This window comes from Hymenobacter ginkgonis, from assembly GCF_009755225.1.
Lineage (GTDB): Bacteria > Bacteroidota > Bacteroidia > Cytophagales > Hymenobacteraceae > Hymenobacter > Hymenobacter ginkgonis.
In genome coordinates this window covers 308462-328409 of the sequence record NZ_WQKZ01000003.1, presented here as the reverse complement: position 1 = coordinate 328409, position 19948 = coordinate 308462, and the positions used below count along the sequence as shown (strand labels likewise).

Annotated in this window: 13 protein-coding genes; 4 read left to right on the top strand and 9 right to left on the bottom strand. The window is 61.9% G+C overall.

The window, feature by feature from the left end; translation table 11 throughout:
- The first annotated feature begins 97 nt into the window (after positions 1 to 97).
- A complete protein-coding gene (locus tag GO988_RS12840; protein WP_157566040.1) occupies positions 98 to 295 on the top strand; it encodes a hypothetical protein in 198 nt (65 codons plus the stop codon).
- A 180-nt stretch (positions 296 to 475) separates the two neighbouring features.
- Here the strand turns inward: GO988_RS12840 and surE are convergent, their stop codons facing one another.
- On the bottom strand, positions 476 to 1330 hold the full coding sequence (surE, locus tag GO988_RS12835) for a 5'/3'-nucleotidase SurE (protein ID WP_157566038.1): 855 nt from the start codon (positions 1328 to 1330) through the stop codon (positions 476 to 478).
- Between the two features lie 99 nt (positions 1331 to 1429).
- Between surE and GO988_RS12830 the strand changes: the two genes are divergently transcribed.
- Complete coding sequence (locus GO988_RS12830; protein WP_157566036.1) at positions 1430 to 3220, top strand: M14 family zinc carboxypeptidase; 1791 nt, start codon at positions 1430 to 1432, stop codon at positions 3218 to 3220.
- 103 nt (positions 3221 to 3323) lie between these two features.
- Here GO988_RS12830 and GO988_RS12825 read toward each other — a convergent pair whose 3' ends face one another.
- The 6 genes from GO988_RS12825 to dnaG all read right to left on the bottom strand — a co-directional run bounded on the left by GO988_RS12825 (position 3324) and on the right by dnaG (position 11027).
- Entirely contained in the window at positions 3324 to 3788 is a 465-nt protein-coding gene (locus GO988_RS12825; RefSeq protein WP_157566034.1) for a BLUF domain-containing protein, read from the bottom strand.
- Positions 3789 to 3845: 57 nt separating this feature from the next.
- On the bottom strand, positions 3846 to 5069 hold the full coding sequence (locus tag GO988_RS12820) for a bifunctional 3,4-dihydroxy-2-butanone-4-phosphate synthase/GTP cyclohydrolase II (RefSeq protein WP_157566033.1): 1224 nt from the start codon (positions 5067 to 5069) through the stop codon (positions 3846 to 3848).
- 124 nt (positions 5070 to 5193) lie between these two features.
- A complete protein-coding gene (locus GO988_RS12815) occupies positions 5194 to 6405 on the bottom strand; it encodes a glycosyltransferase (RefSeq protein WP_157566031.1) in 1212 nt (403 codons plus the stop codon).
- The gene (locus GO988_RS12810) at positions 6399 to 7724 is read right to left on the bottom strand and encodes a glycosyltransferase family 4 protein (RefSeq protein WP_157566029.1); all 1326 of its coding nucleotides are present in this window, start codon (positions 7722 to 7724) and stop codon (positions 6399 to 6401) included. Before GO988_RS12810 ends, GO988_RS12815 begins: the two co-directional genes overlap by 7 nt.
- Before the next feature lie 69 nt (positions 7725 to 7793).
- Positions 7794 to 8813, bottom strand: coding sequence for a potassium channel family protein (locus GO988_RS12805; protein WP_157566027.1), 1020 nt, complete (start codon positions 8811 to 8813; stop codon positions 7794 to 7796).
- A 168-nt stretch (positions 8814 to 8981) separates the two neighbouring features.
- Positions 8982 to 11027, bottom strand: a complete 2046-nt coding sequence (gene dnaG, locus GO988_RS12800; protein ID WP_317164860.1) for a DNA primase — start codon at positions 11025 to 11027, stop codon at positions 8982 to 8984.
- A gap of 289 nt (positions 11028 to 11316) precedes the next feature.
- On the opposite strand from dnaG, the gene GO988_RS24625 reads away from it, so the two are divergent.
- Positions 11317 to 14286: a leucine--tRNA ligase gene (locus GO988_RS24625; protein ID WP_157567283.1), complete on the top strand. Its 2970-nt coding sequence runs from the start codon at positions 11317 to 11319 to the stop codon at positions 14284 to 14286.
- 190 nt (positions 14287 to 14476) lie between these two features.
- Here the strand turns inward: GO988_RS24625 and GO988_RS12790 are convergent, their stop codons facing one another.
- Both GO988_RS12790 and rlmF read right to left on the bottom strand, forming a co-directional pair.
- A complete protein-coding gene (locus GO988_RS12790; RefSeq protein WP_157566026.1) occupies positions 14477 to 15895 on the bottom strand; it encodes a discoidin domain-containing protein in 1419 nt (472 codons plus the stop codon).
- Positions 15896 to 16204: 309 nt separating this feature from the next.
- A complete protein-coding gene (gene rlmF / locus GO988_RS12785) occupies positions 16205 to 17179 on the bottom strand; it encodes a 23S rRNA (adenine(1618)-N(6))-methyltransferase RlmF (protein ID WP_157566024.1) in 975 nt (324 codons plus the stop codon).
- Positions 17180 to 17308: 129 nt separating this feature from the next.
- Between rlmF and GO988_RS12780 the strand changes: the two genes are divergently transcribed.
- A complete protein-coding gene (locus GO988_RS12780; protein WP_232341506.1) occupies positions 17309 to 19942 on the top strand; it encodes a M14 family metallopeptidase in 2634 nt (877 codons plus the stop codon).
- The last annotated feature ends 6 nt before the right edge of the window (positions 19943 to 19948 follow it).

Genomic DNA, 19948 nt, shown 5'->3' with positions numbered 1-19948 from the left:
CCTACCCCTGCCTGCGGGCCTAACTCGCACCTACTCATTGCTATTCACAGGGGCTTCACCAACGTATGGCGAACTTGAAGAGCTAAGTGTAGCTCGTATGAAATTGCCGCTTTTGCTCGTGGGTTTGCTGCTGCTGGCGCTGCTTTTGCCGCCGGCCGGGCACAGCGCGCACCGCCGGCATCGCCATGCGGCGGTGGGCCGCTGCCCCGGCTCGCCACAGCTGCTGCCCCTGCGGGTGCTGCGCACCGCGCAGTCTACGCAGGGCCCCAAAGTGGTGCGGGCAGTAGGGAGGTAAGCCCACAGTCTACAACCCGAATAAGCGGAAACATTAGAAAAATCGGCTGCCCTGCGGAGCTGGGCGAAGCATCTCTCCCGAACGGTATGGGAGAGATGCTTCGCCCAGCTCCGCAGGGCAGCCGATTTTTTGATTCAAGAACAGGGCTACTTATAAGTTAGGCGTTCGTTACAGTATGTACTACTGCGCGGCGGGGCCGTAGTCTTCGCTGGCCACGGGCTGGGGAGGCGTGCTGGCGGGCCCAGCGGGGGGTAGGGCCAGCTGCCAGGCGTCGGCCATTTCGGCGAGGCCGGTGTAGCTGGTGAGGTCGAACTGGCAGGGCACCACTGATACGTAGCCGGCGGCCAGAGCCGCCTCGTCGGTGTCGAGGCCGCGGTCTTGGTTCACAAATTCGCCTAATAACCAGTAGTAGGGGCGCTTGTAGGGGTCGTGGCGCTGCTCGAAGCTTTCCTGCCACTTGGCGCGGGCCTGGCGTGCCAGCCGGATGCCCTGGATGGGGCCGGCGGCGTGCTTCGGAATGTTCACGTTGAGGGCGGTGCCGGCCGGAATGCCGTGGGCCAGCGCCTGGCGGCACACTTCGAGCACCCAAGGGCCAACGTGCGAAAAATCGGCACCGTCGCCGTATTCGCACAGCGAAAAGCCAATGGCCGGCAGCCCCTCAATAGCCGCCTCAATGGCCGCCGACATGGTGCCCGAGTACAGCACGTTCACCGACGAGTTGGAGCCGTGGTTGATGCCCGACACCACGAGGTCGGGCCGCCGGCCCTGGAGCACATAGTGCTTGGCGATTTTTATGCAGTCGGCTGGGGTGCCGCTGCACGCGTAGGCCTCCACCTCGGGGCCAAAAAGTGAGGACTTATCGAGCCGCAGCGGGTGGCCGATGGTGATGGCGTGGCCCATGCCCGACTGCGGGCTGGCGGGTGCCACCACCACAATTTCGGCGTGCAGCTCTTGCATGCAGCGCACCAAGTGCGCAATGCCGGGGGCGATAAGGCTGTCGTCGTTGGAAATAAGAATAAGGGGACGAGTGGGCATGGGCAATTAACTAAAAGAATAAAATAAGCACGTCCTGCTGAGCCTGCCGAAGCAGGACGTGCTAGCGGGGTTATTTCTGCGCGAAGGTACTTTCGCCCTATGTACGTTGCCCCGCTCCTTCTCGCCGCCTCGCTGCTGGCTCGCCCGCTGCTCGCGCCGGCCCCTACCCCCCACCGCGGCGCCGAGCCGCCGCTCACCACGCCCTTCGAGCGCGACCCGGCCCACAACACCACGGCCACCTACGCCGAGTGCATTGCCTTTTATAAAGCGCTGGCCGCAGCCTACCCCGCCACCGTGCAGCTACGCGAGGCCGGCCCCACCGACAGCGGCCAGCCGCTACACGAGGTGGTGCTTTCGGCCGATGGCACCTTCGAGCCGGCCGCCAGCCGGGCCAAGGGCCGGCCGGTGCTATTCATCCAAAACGGCATTCACCCCGGCGAGCCCGAGGGCATCGACGCCAGCATGGCGCTGGCCCGCGATGTGCTGCGCAGCAAAAAGCTCTTACCCCTGCTGCGCCAGGTTACGCTTGTCATCATTCCGGCCTACAACATCGACGGCATGCTGAACCGCAACTCGACCACCCGCGTGAACCAGAACGGCCCGCAGGCCTACGGCTTCCGGGGCAACGCGCGGCACCTCGACCTCAACCGCGATTTTGTGAAGCAGGATTCGCGCAATGCGCGCTCGTTTGCGGCGCTCTTTGGCAAGTGGCGGCCCGAGATTTTTGTGGATACCCACACCTCCAACGGCGCCGACTACCAGTACACGATGACGCTCATTCCGACGCAGCCCGACAAGCTGGGGCCGGTGTTGGGGCCGTATTTGCAAGACAAACTGCTCCCCGCCCTCTACGCCGGCATGGCCCAGAAACACTGGCCCATGACGCCCTACGTCGATTTCAACGGTGAAACGCCCGAGAGCGGCCTGCGGGCTTTTATCGAAAGCCCGCGCTACTCTACCGGCTACGCGGCCTTGTTCAATACCCTCAGCTTCATGCCCGAAACGCACATGCTCAAGGCCTTCGGGCCCCGCGTGCAAGCCACCTATGACCTGCTGCTGACCTACCTCCAAACCACTGCCGCCCAGGCCCCGGCGCTGCTGGCCGCCCGCGCCGCCGCCGACCGCACCCTGGCCGCCCAAACCCGGTTTGCGCTGGCCTGGGCGGGGCGCGACACGGCCAGCAGCACGGTGCAGTTTAGGGGCTACGAGGCGGGCCACAAGGCCAGCGCCGTGAGTGGGCAGCAGCGCCTCTACTACGACCGCGCCCGGCCCTACACCCGGCCCGTGCTCCTCTACAACGCGGCCCGCGCCACGGCCGGTGCTACCGCGCCGGTGGCCTACGCCATTCCGGCGGCTTGGGGCGAGGTACTCGACAATTTGCGCCGCAACGGCGTGGTGCTGCGCGAGTTAAAGCAGCCCCTTACCGGCCCCGCCGAAACCTACGAAATCACCGATTTTAAGACCACGCCGCGGCCCTACGAGGGCCATTACCTACATTCGGGCGTCCAGCTCCTACCCCACCCCGCCCCTACCACCCTCGAAGCCAGCACGTACCTGGCGGTGCTGGCCGAGCAGGGCCCCGCCGCCCGCTACCTCGTGGAGGCGCTAGAGCCGCAGGCTACCGACTCGTTCTTTGCCTGGGGCTTTTTTGATAGTGTTTTGCAGCAGAAAGAGCACTACTCCGACTACGTATTTGAAGACTTGGCCGCCGATTACCTAGCCCAAAACCCCGCCGTACGCCAGCAGCTAGAGGCCGCCAAAAAGGCCGACCCCGCCCTGGCTGCCAGCGGCCCGGCCCAGCTCGAATGGGTGTACCAGCACTCGCCCTACCGCGAGGCCGGCTACCGCCGCTACCCCGTGCTGCGCTGGCTGGGGCCGGTGCCGCAGTAGCGCCGCCCTACCCCCGCTTTAGCCGGCGAGCTGCTCAACTCCCAACAAGAAAGGCTCTCCTGCGCAGGAGAGCCTTTCTTGTTGGCAAAACCAAGTGGTGCGGCTAGGTAGCCGGCGGCAGCGGCGCGGCAAAGCTGGCCAGGAAGCGCCGCAAGGCCTCGGGCACGTGCACCACCAGGCTAAACGGATTGCGGCGGCCAGGGGGCTGGCCCAGCGGCAGGTAGCCGGTAGTGGTGCGCAGGTCTTGGGTGGCGGCGGGCACGAAGCCCATGCGCCAATCCGGAAACATACGGCCCGCGGCGGGCCCCTCGTGCAGCACAAAGGCGTGCTTGTGGCGCGGGTCGCGGGTGATGCGCTGGTAGAGCGTATCGAGTTCATCGCGCGGGCCCTCCAGCACTTGTACAAACTCGTGGGTATCGGCGGCGTAGAGCAGCAGGCCCGTGAGGCGATGGTCCTGGTTGTGCGCCCGCGCCTGGCGCAGCAACCCGGCCAACACGTCGGGGCTCCTGCCCGCTTCCGTGGCCAGGCTGTGGTAAATAATCTGGTAGAGCGGGGGAGAAACCAGCATGTAACTACAAATTAAGTTTCCCCTTTACGCGAACCCGAACGCCGGGTTGGGCAAGCTCTACGCGGCCGGGTCGGGCACCATTTGCTGCAAAATGTCGTGGCCCATTTTGTCGCGCTTGGTGGTGAGGTAGGTGCGGTTGTGCTGGTTGGGCAGGATTTCGATGGGCACGGTTTCGGTTATTTCGAGGCCGTAGCCACTGAGGCCGGTGCGCTTCTTGGGGTTGTTGGTGAGCAGGCGCATCTGCCGGATGCCGAGGTCGCGCAAGATGGCGGCACCCACACCGTAGTCGCGCTCGTCGCCGCGGAAGCCCAGGTCTTCGTTGGCCTGCACGGTGTCGCGGCCGGCCTCCTGCAACTTGTAAGCCTTCAACTTGTTGAGCAAGCCAATACCCCTACCCTCCTGGTTCATGTAGATGATGGCGCCACGGCCTTCGCGGTCAATTTGCTGCATGGCCTGGTGCAGCTGCGGGCCGCAGTCGCAGCGGCACGAGCCAAAGATGTCGCCCGTAATGCACGAGCTGTGCACGCGCACCAGCACCGGCTCGGGGCCCGAAATATCGCCCTTCACCAAAGCCAAATGCTGGGCGCCGTTCGAGCGCTGGGTGTAGGCGTAGAGGTCAAAATCGCCAAACTCGGTGGGCATCTTCACCGTGATTTCGCGGTGAATGAGGCTTTCCTGGGCCAGGCGGTATTTGATAAGGTCCTGCACCGAAATCAGCTTCAAACCCCACTGCTTGGCCACTTTTTCTAGGTCGGGCAGGCGGGCCATTTCGCCGTCTTCTTTGAGAATTTCGACCAAAACGCCAGCCGGCTCGAAGCCCGCCAGGCGCGCCAAATCTACGGCCGCCTCGGTGTGGCCGGCGCGGCGCAGCACGCCTTCCTTACGCGCCTTGAGTGGGAAAATGTGGCCCGGCTTGCCCAAATCCTCGGGCTTAGTAGCCGGGTCGATGAGGGCCATAATCGTCTTGGAGCGGTCGGAGGCTGAAATGCCGGTGGTTACGCCGTTGGTGAGCAGGTCTACGCTCACCGTGAAGGGCGTGGCGTGCAGAGCCGTGTTGCGGCCCACCATCAGGTCGAGGCCCAGTTCGTCGCAGCGCTCGGCAGTAAGGGGCGCGCACACCAGGCCGCGGCCGTGGGTGGCCATGAAGTTGATGACTTCGGGTGTGGCGCAGCGGGAGGCGCAGATGAAGTCGCCCTCGTTTTCGCGGTCTTCATCGTCAACGACGATAACAACTTTGCCAGCGCGGATGTCTTCGATGGCGGATTCGATGGAGTCAAGCATAAAAGCAGGCAAGGGAAACTTGCCCATCAGGTAAAAAATCAACTAGTAAACAGCCCTACCCGCCCCTTCGTTTTAAACAAGTATAAAAGGTGAGCGAGTGCCCTTAACGGCCACAAATGTCGGGCTAATCGCCGGCCCGCTGGTTGCGGGCGGTGGGCCGCCACACCGCCGAGCGCTGGCGGCGCAAATAGCGCCACCAGCCTACCAACAGGGCCAAATTCATGAGGTAGAAGTGGCGCACGTAGCGCAGGCCCGCCACGGGCGGCGTGCCCAGCCGGCGCAGCAGCCAGTCGAGGCCGCCCAGCAGCGGCAGCCCTACCTGCCCAGCCAGCGCCAACTGCCAAAACCAGCCGCCCGCGCCCCGCGCCACCAGCGCCGCATTGGCGGCCAGGGCCACGAGCAGCAGCTGTGGGGTGAGCCAGCGCAGCACTTTGTGCGACCAAAACGCGAACGCTATCCCCCGCCACGGTGGCCAGAGCAGCGCCCGGAATTCGTGCACATTCTGGAAATTGCCGACCGAGATGCGCGCCTTGCGGCGAAATTCTTCGGCGGCGTGGTCGCCCACGTCTTCGGTGGCGCGGGCGGCGGGGTCAAGCAGCACCTGGTAGCCCGCCCGCAGCGCGGCCATCGAAATAAAAAAATCATCGACCACAAAGCCCACCGGCGCGGGCGTGTAGGCCGCCCGGCGCACCGCAAAAGCCCCACCGTGCGCACCCATTGCCGCCCCCCAAATCAGGCTTTCCTGGTATTTGAAGTGGTTTTCGCGGGCCAGGTAGGCGCTTTCCTGGGCCGTGACGCCCTGGCCCGCGCGGGGGGGGGTAGGCGGAGCTAACACATTGGCACCCACCAGGCCCACCTGGGGGCGGGCAAAGTGCTTTACCAACTCGAACAGGGTGGTGGGCTCGAAAAATACGTTGGCATCGGTGAGCACCAGCACCGGGGCGGTGGCCTGGGCCGAGAGGTGCTGCATAACGCCGGGCTTGCCCTGGCGCTCGGCAAACGTGGTGACGCGCAACTGCGGAAACTCACCCGCCAGCCGGGCCAGCAGGGCGTTGGTGCGGTCGGTAGAGGCGTCGGAGCCCACTAGCAGCCGCAGCCGCTCCAAGGGGTAGGTGGTGGCAAACGTGGCGCGGATTTTTTGCTCGATAACCACCTCCTCGTTGTGCGCGGCCAGCAAAATATCCACGGCCGGCAGTGCGTCGGCGGGGCCATACACGGGGCCGGGCAACGCCTTACCCCCGCTCAGGCGGCGCAGCAGCAGCGGAAAGCCGGCGTAGGAATACACCACCAGCCCGCCACTGAGCAGGGTAAGCGCCCCGAGCACCGCCCCTAGCATGACGGTAGCGGGGCTGGCTGGGCCTGGGCACGCAGCACTTGTTCATAAAGCGCTAGCAGCCGCTGGGTTACCTGCCGGGTGTCGTAGAGGTCGTGGGCGGTGCGGGCCGCGGCCTGGCCGATGGCGGCTACGGGCAGGCGGCCGTGGTAGTAGTCGCGCAGGGCTTGCAGCCAGGCGGCGGGCGCGTCGCGCAGCAGGATGTTCTCGCCGTCGCGGGTGGCGATGCCCTCGGCGCCGAGCGTGGTGCTGAGGATGGGCTTACCCAGGGCCAAGCCTTCCACCACTTTCACGCGCATGCCGCCGCCGCTGAGCAGCGGCACCAGCATTAGCTCGTACTGCTGCATAAAGGCGGGGGCCGACTCCACAAAGCCGTGGATGAACACGTTGTCCTGGCCCTTGGGCCGCGCGGTGAGGTGCGCGGGTGGGTGCGAGCCAGCCACGTGCAGTTCCAGTTCGGGCAATTCGGCGTGGGCCTGGGGCCAAATTTCGCGCAAAAACCAGTCGAGCCCTTCGAGGTTGGGCTGCCAGTTGAGCGAGCCGATGACGAACACCGTGCGCGGCTGGGGCGGCGCGGCGAGGGGGGGTAGGGCGCCCAGGTCGAAGCTGGCCGGAATGGCGGCGAAGATGGGCCCCTGTCCACCACCGGGCAGCGCGGCCCCAGTTTCAGCGTTCACTGGCGCAGGCAGCCTGGCGTAGAACATGCTTCGCAGGCGAAGCGCATCCTCCTCAGTAATTGCTGCCACGGCATCGACGCGGTGCAACATATCCTTTTCGAAGGATTTCAAACGTGTCGCCAGTTTTTGCAGATACCAGTTTTTCAGGGGGTTGCCGGCCCGGCTAGCCAACATTTCCAAGATGGTGTATTCTACGTTGTGGGCGCGCAGCACAAACTGCGGCCACTGGGCTGTGTCTGTTTTTCGGGCAGTTAATTCCTGGCTCAGCTGGCCGGCGTACCAGGCCACGAAGGTGCCTTCAAACTGCACGACGTCTACTTCTTCCGTCAGCACTAACTCCACCAGCTTCGCCAGAAGAACGGAGCTAATAAACCGCTCTAGGTTGTAGGGCAAATTGCTGAAAAGCAAATTTTTCAACGCCCGCAGCGGCTTGAGGCGCGTATCTACGTCCACTGGCACGAGGCGCACGTTGGGGCCTAGGTGGTCGAGGGCGGTGGCGGGCTGGTGATGCTTGGGCGTGTTCACGGCTAGCACCGTCACGCGGTGGCCGGCTTCGGCCAGGCCACGCGCCGTTTCGTACATGGCAATGGCCCCGCCATCGTGCGGCGGATACGGAACGCGGAAGCAAAGTTGCAGAATGTGCATCGGCGGCAAAGATACGGCCGGCGCTAAGCCTAGTGAGCCCGCTATTCGGCCCCTCCCTACCCCCGGCTTTTACTTGAACTGCTGGTGCAGGGCCTGAATCTGGGCTTCGTTGCCGAGCACGAGTAGCACATCGCCGGCGGCGGTGCGGTAGTCGGCGGCGGGGCTCACTTCGAGCTCGCCGCCCTGGCCGCGGCGCAGGGCAATGATGGTGGCGCCGGTGCGCGAGCGCACGTCGAGCTCGCGAATGCTTTGGCCGCGCAGCGTGGGTTTGAGCTCACTAAATGGCAGCTCTTCGAGGCGCAGCTTGTTAGGGTCGAGGCCCGAAATCATGTCCAGAAACCGGATGACCTCGGGGCGAATAATGAGGTTGGCCATGTGCGAGCCGCCAATTTCATCGGGCATCACCACCGAGTTGGCCCCGGCTGAGATGAGCTTGCTAACGCTGCTGCGGGCGCTGGCCCGGGCAATGATGATGAGGTGCGGGTTGAGCTCGCGGGCGGTGAGGGCCACAAACACGTTGTCGGCATCTTTGGGCAGGGCCGTGATGAGGGCGCGCGCGTGCTCGACGCCCGCCTGGCGCAGGGCCGACTCGGTGGTGGCATCGCCTAGCACGGCCGGAATCTGGTGGCCGATGGCCTCGTTGGCCGCGTTCAGCAGTTGCTGGTTTTGCTCCACTATCACGGCGCGGGTACCGCTGTGGCGCAGCTCGTCGTAGGCCTTGTAGCCGTTGCGCCCAAAGCCGCAAACAATGACGTGGTCGCGGAAGCTCTTGATTTCCTGGTCGGCGCGAATCATGCGAAAGAGGTGGCGCAGCTCGCCATCAAAAATATACGTGGTGAGCACCGACACGAGGTAGGCCACCACCAGCAGGTTGAAGAGAATATAAAACGAGACGAATATGCGCCCCACGTCCGACAGCGGGTGCACTTCCCCGAAGCCGACCGTGGAGGCCGTTATCACCGTCATGTAAAAGGCGTCGATGAAGGGATATTTCTCTATCCCCATAAAGCCCGCTACCCCCACGCCAAAGCTGAAGACCAGCAGGGCCAGCGCCAGGTAAAGGCGCGACAGGTTGAGTTGTTTAAGCATTGATTCTGGGTTGTCAGGTCGCCATGACCCGCTATCCTTGCATAAAGAACGTCATGCTGAGCGAAGCCGCAGCAGCTTGCTCGCATCATTCAACGATTCGAGCAAGCTGCTGCGGCTTCGCTCAGCATGACGTTCTTTCAATAGCGCATTTATTTTTCAATAGTACCTCTACGCGCCGCGGGCCACCACGGTGCCCAGCATTTGGGCCAGCTGGCCATCAAGCTTGGTGAGCTCATTGTAGCGCAGCAGGGCATTGAGCTGCTCGTTTTCATCGAGCCGCGCGTCGTTGAGTTGGGCTAAGCACTGCTGGCGTTCGCGCTGCACGTGGCATTTATTAAGGCGCAGAATGGCGTTGTCGCAGGCTAACTGCAAGAGGTTCAGCTCGGTGGGCACGTAAATATCCTTGATGCGCCAGTTGGGGCTGAGGTCGTAGCGTTCGGTGGCAAAATCGGCCAGCAGGTGGCGAATGGCCGCATCGGGGTGGTGCGCCAGCTGGCGCACATCGAGGATTTGGCCCTGCAAAAACGCCTGCCGGTACTCGTCCCACAGCTGGGCATAGAGCGGCGTGCGCAGCGGCGTGCCCTCGAGCTGGCTCAGTAAATAGTGCGCGGCCGACACGCCCTCCTGCAATTCGTGCGGGCCATACAGCACCAGCAGGCGCAGCACGGCCTGCTCGCATTGCTGCAGCACATCAACCGGGGTGCCGTCGTCGGCCGGGCTGGGGGGGGTAGGGCTCAGGAGGCCTACCCCCTCTTCCGAGCCGCTACTCACGCCGTACATGGCCTCCTCGGCTTCCTCCTCGGGGGTGAGGGCGCGGCGCGGCGCGGCTGGGGGGGTAGGGCTGGGCGCGCGGCTTTCTTCGGGCCGGGCTTTGGTGGGGCTGCTGGTTTTGAGCAGCTTGTTGTATTCGGTGATAATTACCTGCTCATCAAAGCCGAACACGCTGGCGGTCTGCTGCAAAAACACCTGGCGCTTGAGGCCGTCGGGCACTTTGGCAATGCTTTGCAACACCTCCCGAATGGCCTCGGCCTTTTTCACCGGGTCGTGGCTGGCTTCGCGGGCCACGAGCGTGGTTTTGAAGGCAATAAAGTCCTGGCTCTGGCCCTCGATGTAGTCGGTAAAGCGCTGGTCGCCCACCTTGCGGATGTAGCTGTCGGGGTCTTCGCCGTCGGGGAAGAGCACCACGCGCACGTTCAGGCCGCCTTCGAGCAGCAGGTCGATGCCGCGCAAGCTGGCTTTGATGCCCGCCGCATCGCCGTCGTAAAGCACCGTCACGTTGTCGGAATACCGCTTGATGAGCCGGATTTGGCCTTCCGTGAGCGAGGTGCCCGACGATGCCACCACGTTTTTAATGCCGCCTTGGTGCAAACTCAGCACGTCGAGGTAGCCCTCCACGAGGTAGCACAACTCCTGGTTGCGGATGGGCTGCCGCGCCTGAAATAGCCCGTACAGCACATCCGACTTGTGGTAAATCTCCGACTCGGGCGAGTTGAGGTACTTCGCCATCTTGTCGTCGCGCTTCAGGGTGCGCGCCCCGAAGCCCACCACGCGCCCACTCACGTTGTGAATCGGGAACATCACGCGCCCGCGAAAGCGGTCGTAGCGCCGGCCGGTATCGTGGCCCTGGTCGTCCTCACGCTTGATGACGAGGCCGGTTTTCTCCAGGTATTTGAGTTGATAACCTGCTTTTTCGGCCGATTTTAGCAGGTCGTCCCACTGGTCGAGCGAGTAGCCCAGCTCGAAGGTTTGGATGGTCGTCAGGTTAAGGCCGCGCTCCTTGAGGTAGCCGTAGCCCACGCTCATTCCCTCCTCCGTGTTTTGCAGCAAGCGGTGGTAGTGGTCTTTGGCCCAGTTAGATACGATGTACTGCGAATCGCGCTCGTTCTGGGCGAGCTGCTCTTCGGGGGTGCGCTCTTCCTCTTCGGGCACGGCTACCCCGTACTTTTTGGCCAAGGCCCGCAACGCCTCGGGGTAGCTGCTGCCCTCCACGTCCATCACAAACTGGATGACGCCGCCCGCCTTGCCGCAGCCGAAGCATTTGTACAATCCCTTGCTCGGGTTTACCGAAAAAGAGGGCGATTTTTCGTTGTGGAACGGGCAGCAGGCCCAGTAGTTCTGGCCCTGGCGCTTGAGCTGCACGTAGTCGCCCACCACCTCCAAGATGTCGGCGGTGTGGATAATTTGGTCAACGGTTTCTTTGGGGATGCGGGCCACGGGTACGAATTAGAGTATCAAATTTACACCCGGCACACTGGCGCAAGTTTAGCGCCGCGCAACTCGGGCCTATTTAATGACGCGAGGCTGCGCCAGCAGCAAACCGGAACCGCTCCGGTAGCTCGGCCTGTTTTTATACCACGACTTGACCGTTGGCAGGCACAGCCTCCCGGCATAGTCAGCCCACGTTACGCTTCCCTGGTTGCGCCAAACTCGCACCAATAGACAGGATGCTGCTAACGCACCAATTTATCAGGCTTTAACTTTGCCTGATTCAACCAGCCAAGAAATGCCCGCGTACCGCCCCCAAGACCTCGAGAAAAAGTGGCAAGACCACTGGCAGCAGCACAATACCTTCCGCGCCGACAACGACTCTAGCAAGCCTAAATACTACGTGCTCGACATGTTTCCCTACCCCTCCGGGGCGGGCCTGCACGTGGGGCACCCGCTGGGCTACATTGCCTCCGATATCGTGGCGCGCTACCAGCGCTTGCAAGGCCGCAACGTGCTGCACCCCATGGGCTTCGACTCGTTTGGGCTGCCCGCCGAGCAGTACGCCATCCAGACCGGCCAGCACCCGGCCGTGACCACCGAGAAGAACATCGAAACCTATATCCGGCAGCTCCAGCAACTGGGTTTTAGCTACGATTGGGAGCGCGAGGTGCGCACCTCCGACCCCGACTACTACAAGTGGACGCAGTGGATTTTTCTCAAGCTGTTTAACAGCTGGTACAACCTCGATACCGACCGCGCCGAACACATCCGCACCTTGCAGGAAAAGTTTGCCGAGAACGGCAGCGCCGGCATCCGCGCCGCGGGCGAAGCCGACGACCGCCACGACTTCTCGGCCGGCCAGTGGCAGAGCTTTACCGAAAAGCAAAAGCTCGCTGCCATCCTCCCCTACCGCCTAGCCTATCAGCAAGATACCTACGTGAATTGGTGCGCCGCGCTGGGCACCGTGCTGAGCAATGACGAAGTAAAAGACGGCCTTTCGGAGCGCGGCGGCTACCCCGTCGAGCGCCGCCTCATGCCGCAGTGGAACCTGCGCATCACCGCCTACGCCGACCGCCTGCTCCAGGGACTCAACACCCTCGACTGGCCCGACGCCGTGAAGGAGATGCAGCGCAACTGGATTGGCAAGAGCATTGGGGCCGAGGTCACCTTCCCGGTGCAGGGCCACGAAAACACGGATATTAAGGTGTATACCACCCGCGTCGACACCATTTACGGCGCCACTTTCTTGGTGTTGGCTCCCGAGCACGAGCTGGTTGACCAGCTTACTACCCCCGCCCAGCGCGCCGACGTAGACGAGTACATCGCCGCCACCAAGCGCCGCTCGGAGCGCGACCGCATGTCGGATGTCAAGCACGTTTCGGGCGTGTTCACGGGCGCCTACGCGGCCAACCCGGTCGATGGCACGCCCGTGCCCATCTGGCTGGCCGACTACGTGCTGGCCGGCTACGGCACCGGCGCCGTGATGGCCGTGCCCAGCGGCGACCAGCGCGACTACCTCTTTGCCAAGCATTTCGACTTGCCCATCCCGGCTATTTCGGACGCGCAAAAGGACCTCGACCAGCAGGCCGACCCCACCAAGGAAGGCCGCTACATCAACTCGGGCATCGTCAACGGCCTCACTTATAAGGAAGCCACCGCCAAGCTTATCGCCTTCCTCGAAGAGAAGGGCCTCGGCAAGGGCAAGGTGAATTTCCGCCTGCGCGACGCTATTTTCGGCCGCCAGCGCTACTGGGGCGAGCCTATCCCGATTTACTACAAAGATGGCACCGCCTACGGCGTGGCCGAAGCCGACCTGCCGCTCGTGCTGCCCGAAATCGACGAGTACAAGCCCACCGAGCACGGCGAGCCGCCCCTGGGCCGCGCCAAAGGCTGGAAGTACAAGGGCCAGTACGAGTTCGAGCTGAGCACCATGCCCGGCTGGGCCGGCTCTAGCTGGTACTACCTCCGCTACATGGACCCGCACAACGCCGACCGCTTCGTGAGCGAGGAAGCCGAGCAGTACTGGGGCCAGGTAGACCTCTACATGGGCGGTGCTGAGCACGCCACTGGCCACCTGCTCTACTCCCGCTTCTGGTACCTGTTTTTGAAGGATTTGGGCCTGGTCACGCACAGCGAGCCGTTCCAGAAGCTGATAAACCAGGGGATGATTTTGGGCCGGTCGAGCACAATCTACTTACTTCCTTATCTGTGGAGTATGTGGGTTGGCTTTGAAACGACCACTAAAGTGCCCGAAACGATTAGCCTTCCTACCGTCTACATCTCGAAAGGGGTTCTTGACAGAGCAAGAAAAGGGCAGCAAAGCGCAGCTGATAAAGCAGCTATAGAAGCTGTGATGCATCAAGCATTTAATGAGTGGGGAGTCGAAAGCTCTATCCCCTTCTCAACTGAAACAGTTCCTCTTGAATACGAAGATGCAGCTTGGTTCAACGTTGATATTAGCATCGTAAAAGACGACCTTCTTGATTTAGAGCGCTTCAAAAAATCGCGTTCTGATTACAATACTGCATATTATATAACTGAGCCAGATGGTTCATTCATATGCGGTAATGAAATTGAGAAGATGTCAAAATCGAAGTACAATGTTGTTACTCCCGATGAACTAGTTGACAAATACGGCGCGGACGCCCTGCGCCTCTACGAAATGTTTCTCGGGCCGCTTGAGCAGTTCAAGCCCTGGAATACCAACGGCATCAGCGGTGTAGCCACGTTCCTCAAGCGGTTCTGGCGGCTCTTCCACCCCGAAGACGGCTCGCTGGCCGTGACCGACGAGGCCCCTACCCCCGCTGAACTGAAGACCCTGCACCGCGTCATCCAAAAGGTGGCCCACGACATCGAGAAATTCAGCTTCAACACCTCGGTCAGCACCTTCATGATTGCCGTGAACGAGCTAACGGCCCTCGGCACCCACAAGCGCGCCATCCTGGAGCCGATGGTTATCCTGCTCTCGCCCTTCGCCCCGCACCTCGCCGAAGAGTTGTGGGAGGAACTGGGCCACAAGTCGGGCAGCATCAGCCACGCCGCCTACCCCGAATTCCGCGAGGAGTTCTTGGTGGAGGCCAACGTAACCTACCCCGTGGCCATCAACGGCAAAGTGCGCGACCAGCGCCAGTTTGCCGCCACCGCCACCGCCGCCGAAATTGAAACGGCTATTTTAGAATCCGATTTCCTAAGCCGCTTCGGCGAAGGCAAGGCCGCCAAAAAAGTGGTGGTAGTGCCCGGCCGCATGGTAAACGTGGTGGTATAAGGCTAGCGCCTACCCCCGTCCGTACTGCTGAGCTTGCCGAAGCATTTATACCGAACCGTTGAGCTAGGCGGATGAAGCGGCAGAGATGCTTCGGCAAACTCAGCAGGACATTCCTAGCATAAAATTATAGCAAGCAAAAAGAGCCCGCGGCATGTGCCACGGGCTCTTTTTGCTTGCTATAATTTTATGCTTAATTCACTTTCTGCACGCGGGTGTGGCGGGCAGCTTGGCCGGGCGTTTCCACGGTCAGCACGTAGCTGCCGGCGGGGTAGGCTTGCAGGTCGAGGGGTAGGGAAGTTAGGTCAGATTGCAGGCTGAGCAGCTCAGAGTGCACTACCTGGCCGGTGCTGTTGGTCAGGTACCAAGAGGTGGGGCGAGCCGAAGCTTCCCATTCGAGCGTAGCGTGGTCGATGGCTGGGTTGGGGTAAACGTGGAGGGTAGCGGAGCCGGCAGCCAGGGCTTGCACGGCCACTACCGGTCCGTACGTAGCGGTGCCATCGGTGTCGAGCTGCCGGAGGCGGTAGTAGCTCGTGGTACGCAGCGGAGCCGCGTCGAAGTATATATAGCGGTGGCTAACCTGCGAAGTGCCCGCACCAGCTACTTTAGCCAGGGTAGTAAAGGCGGCACCATAGGCCGAGCGCTGCACCTCGAAGCCGGCATTATTCAGCTCGGAGGCCGTGGCCCAGTTTACTTCAACGCCAGTGGCCTGCCGCGCCGCACCGAAGCTAGCCAGCGTAACGGGAAGGGGTACGGGCGTGGTGCCAGTAACCTGAAACTCGTAGAGCGAGAACCCAAAGTCGGCGCCTGTGTTACCCCGCTTGGTGCCATTCATGCGGATGTACCGGCCGCTGGCCGGCTTGGCAAACGTGATTTCGTTGAAATGCAACGTGTTGCCCGTTACCGAATAAACGGTGGTCCAGGTAGTGGCATCGTCCGACACGTCAATGGTATAGTCCGCGCCGTAGGCCGTTTCCCACACCAGATACACCCGCGAAAGCGTCGATTTACCTCCCAAATCCACGTACAGGGAAGCCGCATTGAGGTTAACCGTGCTGCCCCAGCGGGTGGTATAATCGGCGTCGAACGCGCTGGCCGTGTACAGGCCGCCCTGGGTGGAGGAGGCCACGGCCGGCCGGCCAAGCGCCAGGTTATTGTCGTTGTTGGAATAGTTAAAAACTTCAAACTCAAATAGAGAGAACCCGTAGGTGGTCGCCCGCTTCGTGCCATTCATCTTCACGTAGCGGCCAGAAGTTTTCAGGTTAACATATTCGTTGGCCGTGGTAGCGTTGTTGGTCACGGCCCGCACTACCGTCCACGTCTGCTGGTCGTTGGAGACTTCCAGGGTAAAATCCTTACCATAGGCGTTTTCCCACGTCAGCCGGATGCGGTCGATTGTTTGTACCGACCCCAGGTCTACCACAATGGACTGAATATCAGTGGAAGCACTTTCCCAACGCGTATTGCCCTTGCCATCGAAAGCCAGAGACGCTGTCCCCGACGTGGCAGTGGCAGTTTTATTAAGGGCCAGGTTTTGGGCTAAGGAGGGGGTAGTGGCAAGGAGCAGAAGAATACCTAACCAGTTCAGACCCGCACGAAGGATATTTTGCATTATAAGAAGCGACCGTAGAATTATACGATTCTCAAAATTACTTCTTACCTGGGCCTGGCCTCAAGCCAAAAACGCTAAACACCACTTTCTGCGCTGTCAACGCCCCTTATTTCTGTGCTGACTTCTTGCGCATTACTGGCATTAACCTTCAGCTTAATGCCAGTTGCATCTCCGTAGCAAGGCCAGCCAATGCAACCAGAACAACAATTTTCTGACCCGTCTATTATACCAGCTTAAGTAGTATTTTATATATAAACTACCGGCACTAGCAAAGCTAGTATTGCTATGCGCCAATACAGTCTTAAAGTATTACTGCTGAGCAGCCCAGCGCGTCCGGCGCCAATCCTCCTGTTGGTCGGGGGTGAGGAAAGTCCAGGCGACGAGCCGGCTTTTCTTCTGGCCTTGGGCCATGTCGATGGTACGCACGTCGGCAGCTTTGGCGTAGCGCAGGGCGTGGTACACGGCGGGCAGCGTGTCTTTCTGCGACACCAGGGTCGTAAACCAAAAGCTGAGGGTAGGCAGCTGGTGGCTTTCCTGCACCAGGCGGCGCACGAAGCCCGCCTCGCCGCCGGGGCTCCAGAGCTCGGCGTTTTTGCCGCCAAAATTGCGCACGGGCTGGGTACCACGGCCAGTGCCCAAGTTACTGAGCTTGCGCTGCGTACCGGCCGCCGCCTCGGCCGCCGAGCCGTAGAAGGGCGGGTTGCACAGCGTGGCATCAAACACTTCGCCGGGCTTGGCTAGGCCGGCCAGCACGTGGCGGGCGTCGGGCTGAAGCCGGCAGTCGATGCTGCCCGTCAGGGCTGGGTTGGCGGCCACTATTTGCCGGGCAGCGCGCAGGGCCACGGGGTCCGTTTCGGAACCCACGAAGCGCCAGCCGTATTCCTGGTGGCCAATAAGGGGGTAGATGCAGTTGGCCCCTACCCCCACATCGAGCACCGAGAGGACTTGGCCACGGGGCACGGCCCCGCCGTTGCTGGCAGCCAGCAAATCGGCTAGGTAGTGCAAGTAGTCGGCCCGGCCCGGAATGGGTGGGCAAAGGTAGCCGGCCGGAATATCCCAGTGCTCGATGCCGTAGAAGTGCCGCAATAATGCCTGGTTCAGCAGTTTAACCGCTTCGGGGTCGGCAAAGTCGATGGAGGCTTCGCTAAACGTATTGCGGTGCACAAAGGGCGCCAGCGCGGGGCTAGTTTGCACCAGCGCGGCAAAATCGTAGCGCGCTCGGTGCTGGTTGCGCGGGTGCAGCACGTCTTTGCTGGCAAGCAGGTCTTTGGGCGGTTGGCTCATTTGCCAAAGTTACGCCTTGCCTACGCTTCAGCTAGTAAAGGGGGGGGGTAAGGTAAAATACATCGATTTTTTTGTGAAATACCTCCATTTTGCCCCCTACCTTGTGCCCGTCAATCGTTTTTTTACCCTATGATGCTTTCTTACGCCTCCTATTTGGGAAATAATGCTAAGCACTTGCTACGCAGTACCACGCTACTGGCTGGTCTGTTAGCCGGCACTGCTGGCCACGCCCAAACTACCCCGCCGAGCCTACCCCCCCCAATGGCAACCGACGCCACTGGCCCCCTGTTAACGCCTGACCAGTTTTTGGGCTATAAGCTCGGCGACCAGTTTACGCCCCATGCCGAGGTGCTGCGCTACGCGGCCCACGTGGTGGCCCACACGCCCAGCCGCATGAAGGTGGTGCGCTACGGCCAAACCTACGAGCACCGCCCACTGGAGGTAATTGAAGTGGCCAGCGCCGACAATTTTGGACGCTTAGAGGAAATTCAGCACAACGCCCGCCGCTTGGCGAGCCTCGAAAGCGGCGCGGCCAGCCGCCAGTTGCCGGCCGTAGCCTGGCTGAGCTACAACGTGCACGGCAACGAGGCCGTGAGCTCGGAAGCCGTGATGCAGGTGCTCTACGACCTGGCCAACCCGCAGGACGCGCAGGTGCAGAACTGGTTGAAAAACACGGTGGTCGTGATTGACCCCTGCGTAAACCCCGACGGCCACGACCGCTACGCCAACTGGTACAACCGGGTGCGCAACCAGAACCCCAACGCCGGCCCCGACTCGTGGGAGCACCACGAGCCCTGGCCCGGCGGGCGCTACAACCACTATTACTTCGACCTGAACCGCGACTGGGCCTGGCAAACGCAGCAGGAAAGCCGCCAGCGCATTGTGCTCTACAACCAGTGGCTGCCGCAGGTGCACGCCGACTTCCACGAGATGGGGCCGAACAACTCGTACTACTTCTCGCCGGCGGCTAAGCCGTTTCACGCCGACATCACGCCCTGGCAGCGCCAGTTCCAGAACGTGATTGGTGACTACAACCGGGCGACGTTCGACAAGAATAACTGGCTGTATTTCACCCGCGAGGTCTACGATTTATTCGCCCCAACTTACGGCGACACCTGGCCCAGCTTCAACGGCGCCATCGGCATGACCTATGAGCAGGGCGGCGGCGGGCCGGCCGGCGTGCGCTACGCCCGCACCGACGGCGACACCCTCACGCTGGCCCAGCGCATTGCGCACCACCACGCCGCCAGCCGCGCTACCCTCCAAGCCACTGCCGAGCGGCACGACGACCTGCTGCGCGAGTTTCAGGCGTATTTTACTAACGCCAAAACCAAGCCTGGCGGCACCTACAAGACCTTTGTGCTGGCCTCGGGCAGCGACCCCGGCCAGTTGCGTATGCTCACGCAGTACCTCGAGCGCCAGCAAATCAGCTACGGCTTCGCCCCGAAAAAAGTCAAAACCAAGGGTTTCAGCTATGCTTCTGGCAAAACGGAGGAGGTCGAAATCATGCCCCACGACGTGCTCATCAGCATGTATCAGCCCAAATCGACGCTGGTGAAAGTGCTGTTTGAGCCTCGCCCGCAGCTCGAAGATTCGCTCACCTACGACATCACTTCCTGGGCCCTACCCTACTCGTTTGGGGTGAAGGCCTACGCTCTGGCGCAGCGCCTCGATGGCAGCGGCCCTACCCCCTCTACCACCGTGGTGAAGGGCAGCGCCGCTGCCGACGACAAACCCTACGCTTACCTGGCGCGCTGGAACAACTTGCAGGATATTCGCTTCCTGAGCCAACTGCTTCAGCAGAAGGTGAAAGTGCGGTTTGCCCAGCAGGCCTTTGAGGCTGAGGGCCAGAAATACGCGGCCGGCACGCTTATTATGACGCGCACCGGCAATGAGGCCCTGGGAGCCAAGTTCGACCAGCTCGTGCGGGCGCAGGCCGACTCGGCGGGCACCGTGGTGCAGGCCGTAAAATCGGGCTTTTCGACCACCGGGCACGACCTGGGCTCGGGCTCGGTGCACTTTGTGAAGCGGCCCAACGTGGCCGTGGTAGCTGGCCCCGGCATCGATGCGACGGCCTTTGGCGAGGTGTGGCACTTTTTCGAGCAGCAGCTCGGCTACCCCATCACGGTGCTGGGCACCGAATATTTGAGCCGGGTAGCGATGCAGAAAATTGACGTACTCATCCTGCCCGATGGCGATTACACCGACGTCTACCCCGACCGGGCGCTCGAAAGCCTGCGGGCCTGGGTGCGCGGCGGGGGCAAGCTCATCGCCATGGAAGGCGCCACCCAGTTTCTGGCCAACAAGCGCGATTTCCTACTCAAAACGAAATCGGCCGACTCGGTGGCCCTCAAGAAAGCCGCGCTGGCCAACCCCTACCTCCCGCTGCGCCGCTACGGCACCGCCGAACGTGAAAATACTGAGGATAAGGCCCTGGGTAGCATCTACCGCGTGCAGCTCGACAACACACACCCGCTGGCCTTTGGCTACGGCGACACGTATTCGGCGCTCATTCGCACGCCCATCAGCTACCGGTTTTTGGGCAAGGGCGGCTGGAACGTGGGCGTCATCAAAAAGAACGGCTACTACGCCGGCTTCAGCGGCAGCAAAGCCCGCAAACAGCTGACTGATACCTTCGTGCTAGGCGAGCAGGACCTGGGCCGCGGCCAGGTTATCTACCTAGCCGACAACCCGTTGTTCCGCGCCTTCTGGCAGAGCGGCAAGCTGCTGTTTGGCAATGCCGTGTTCCTGGTGGGGCAATAATTTCTT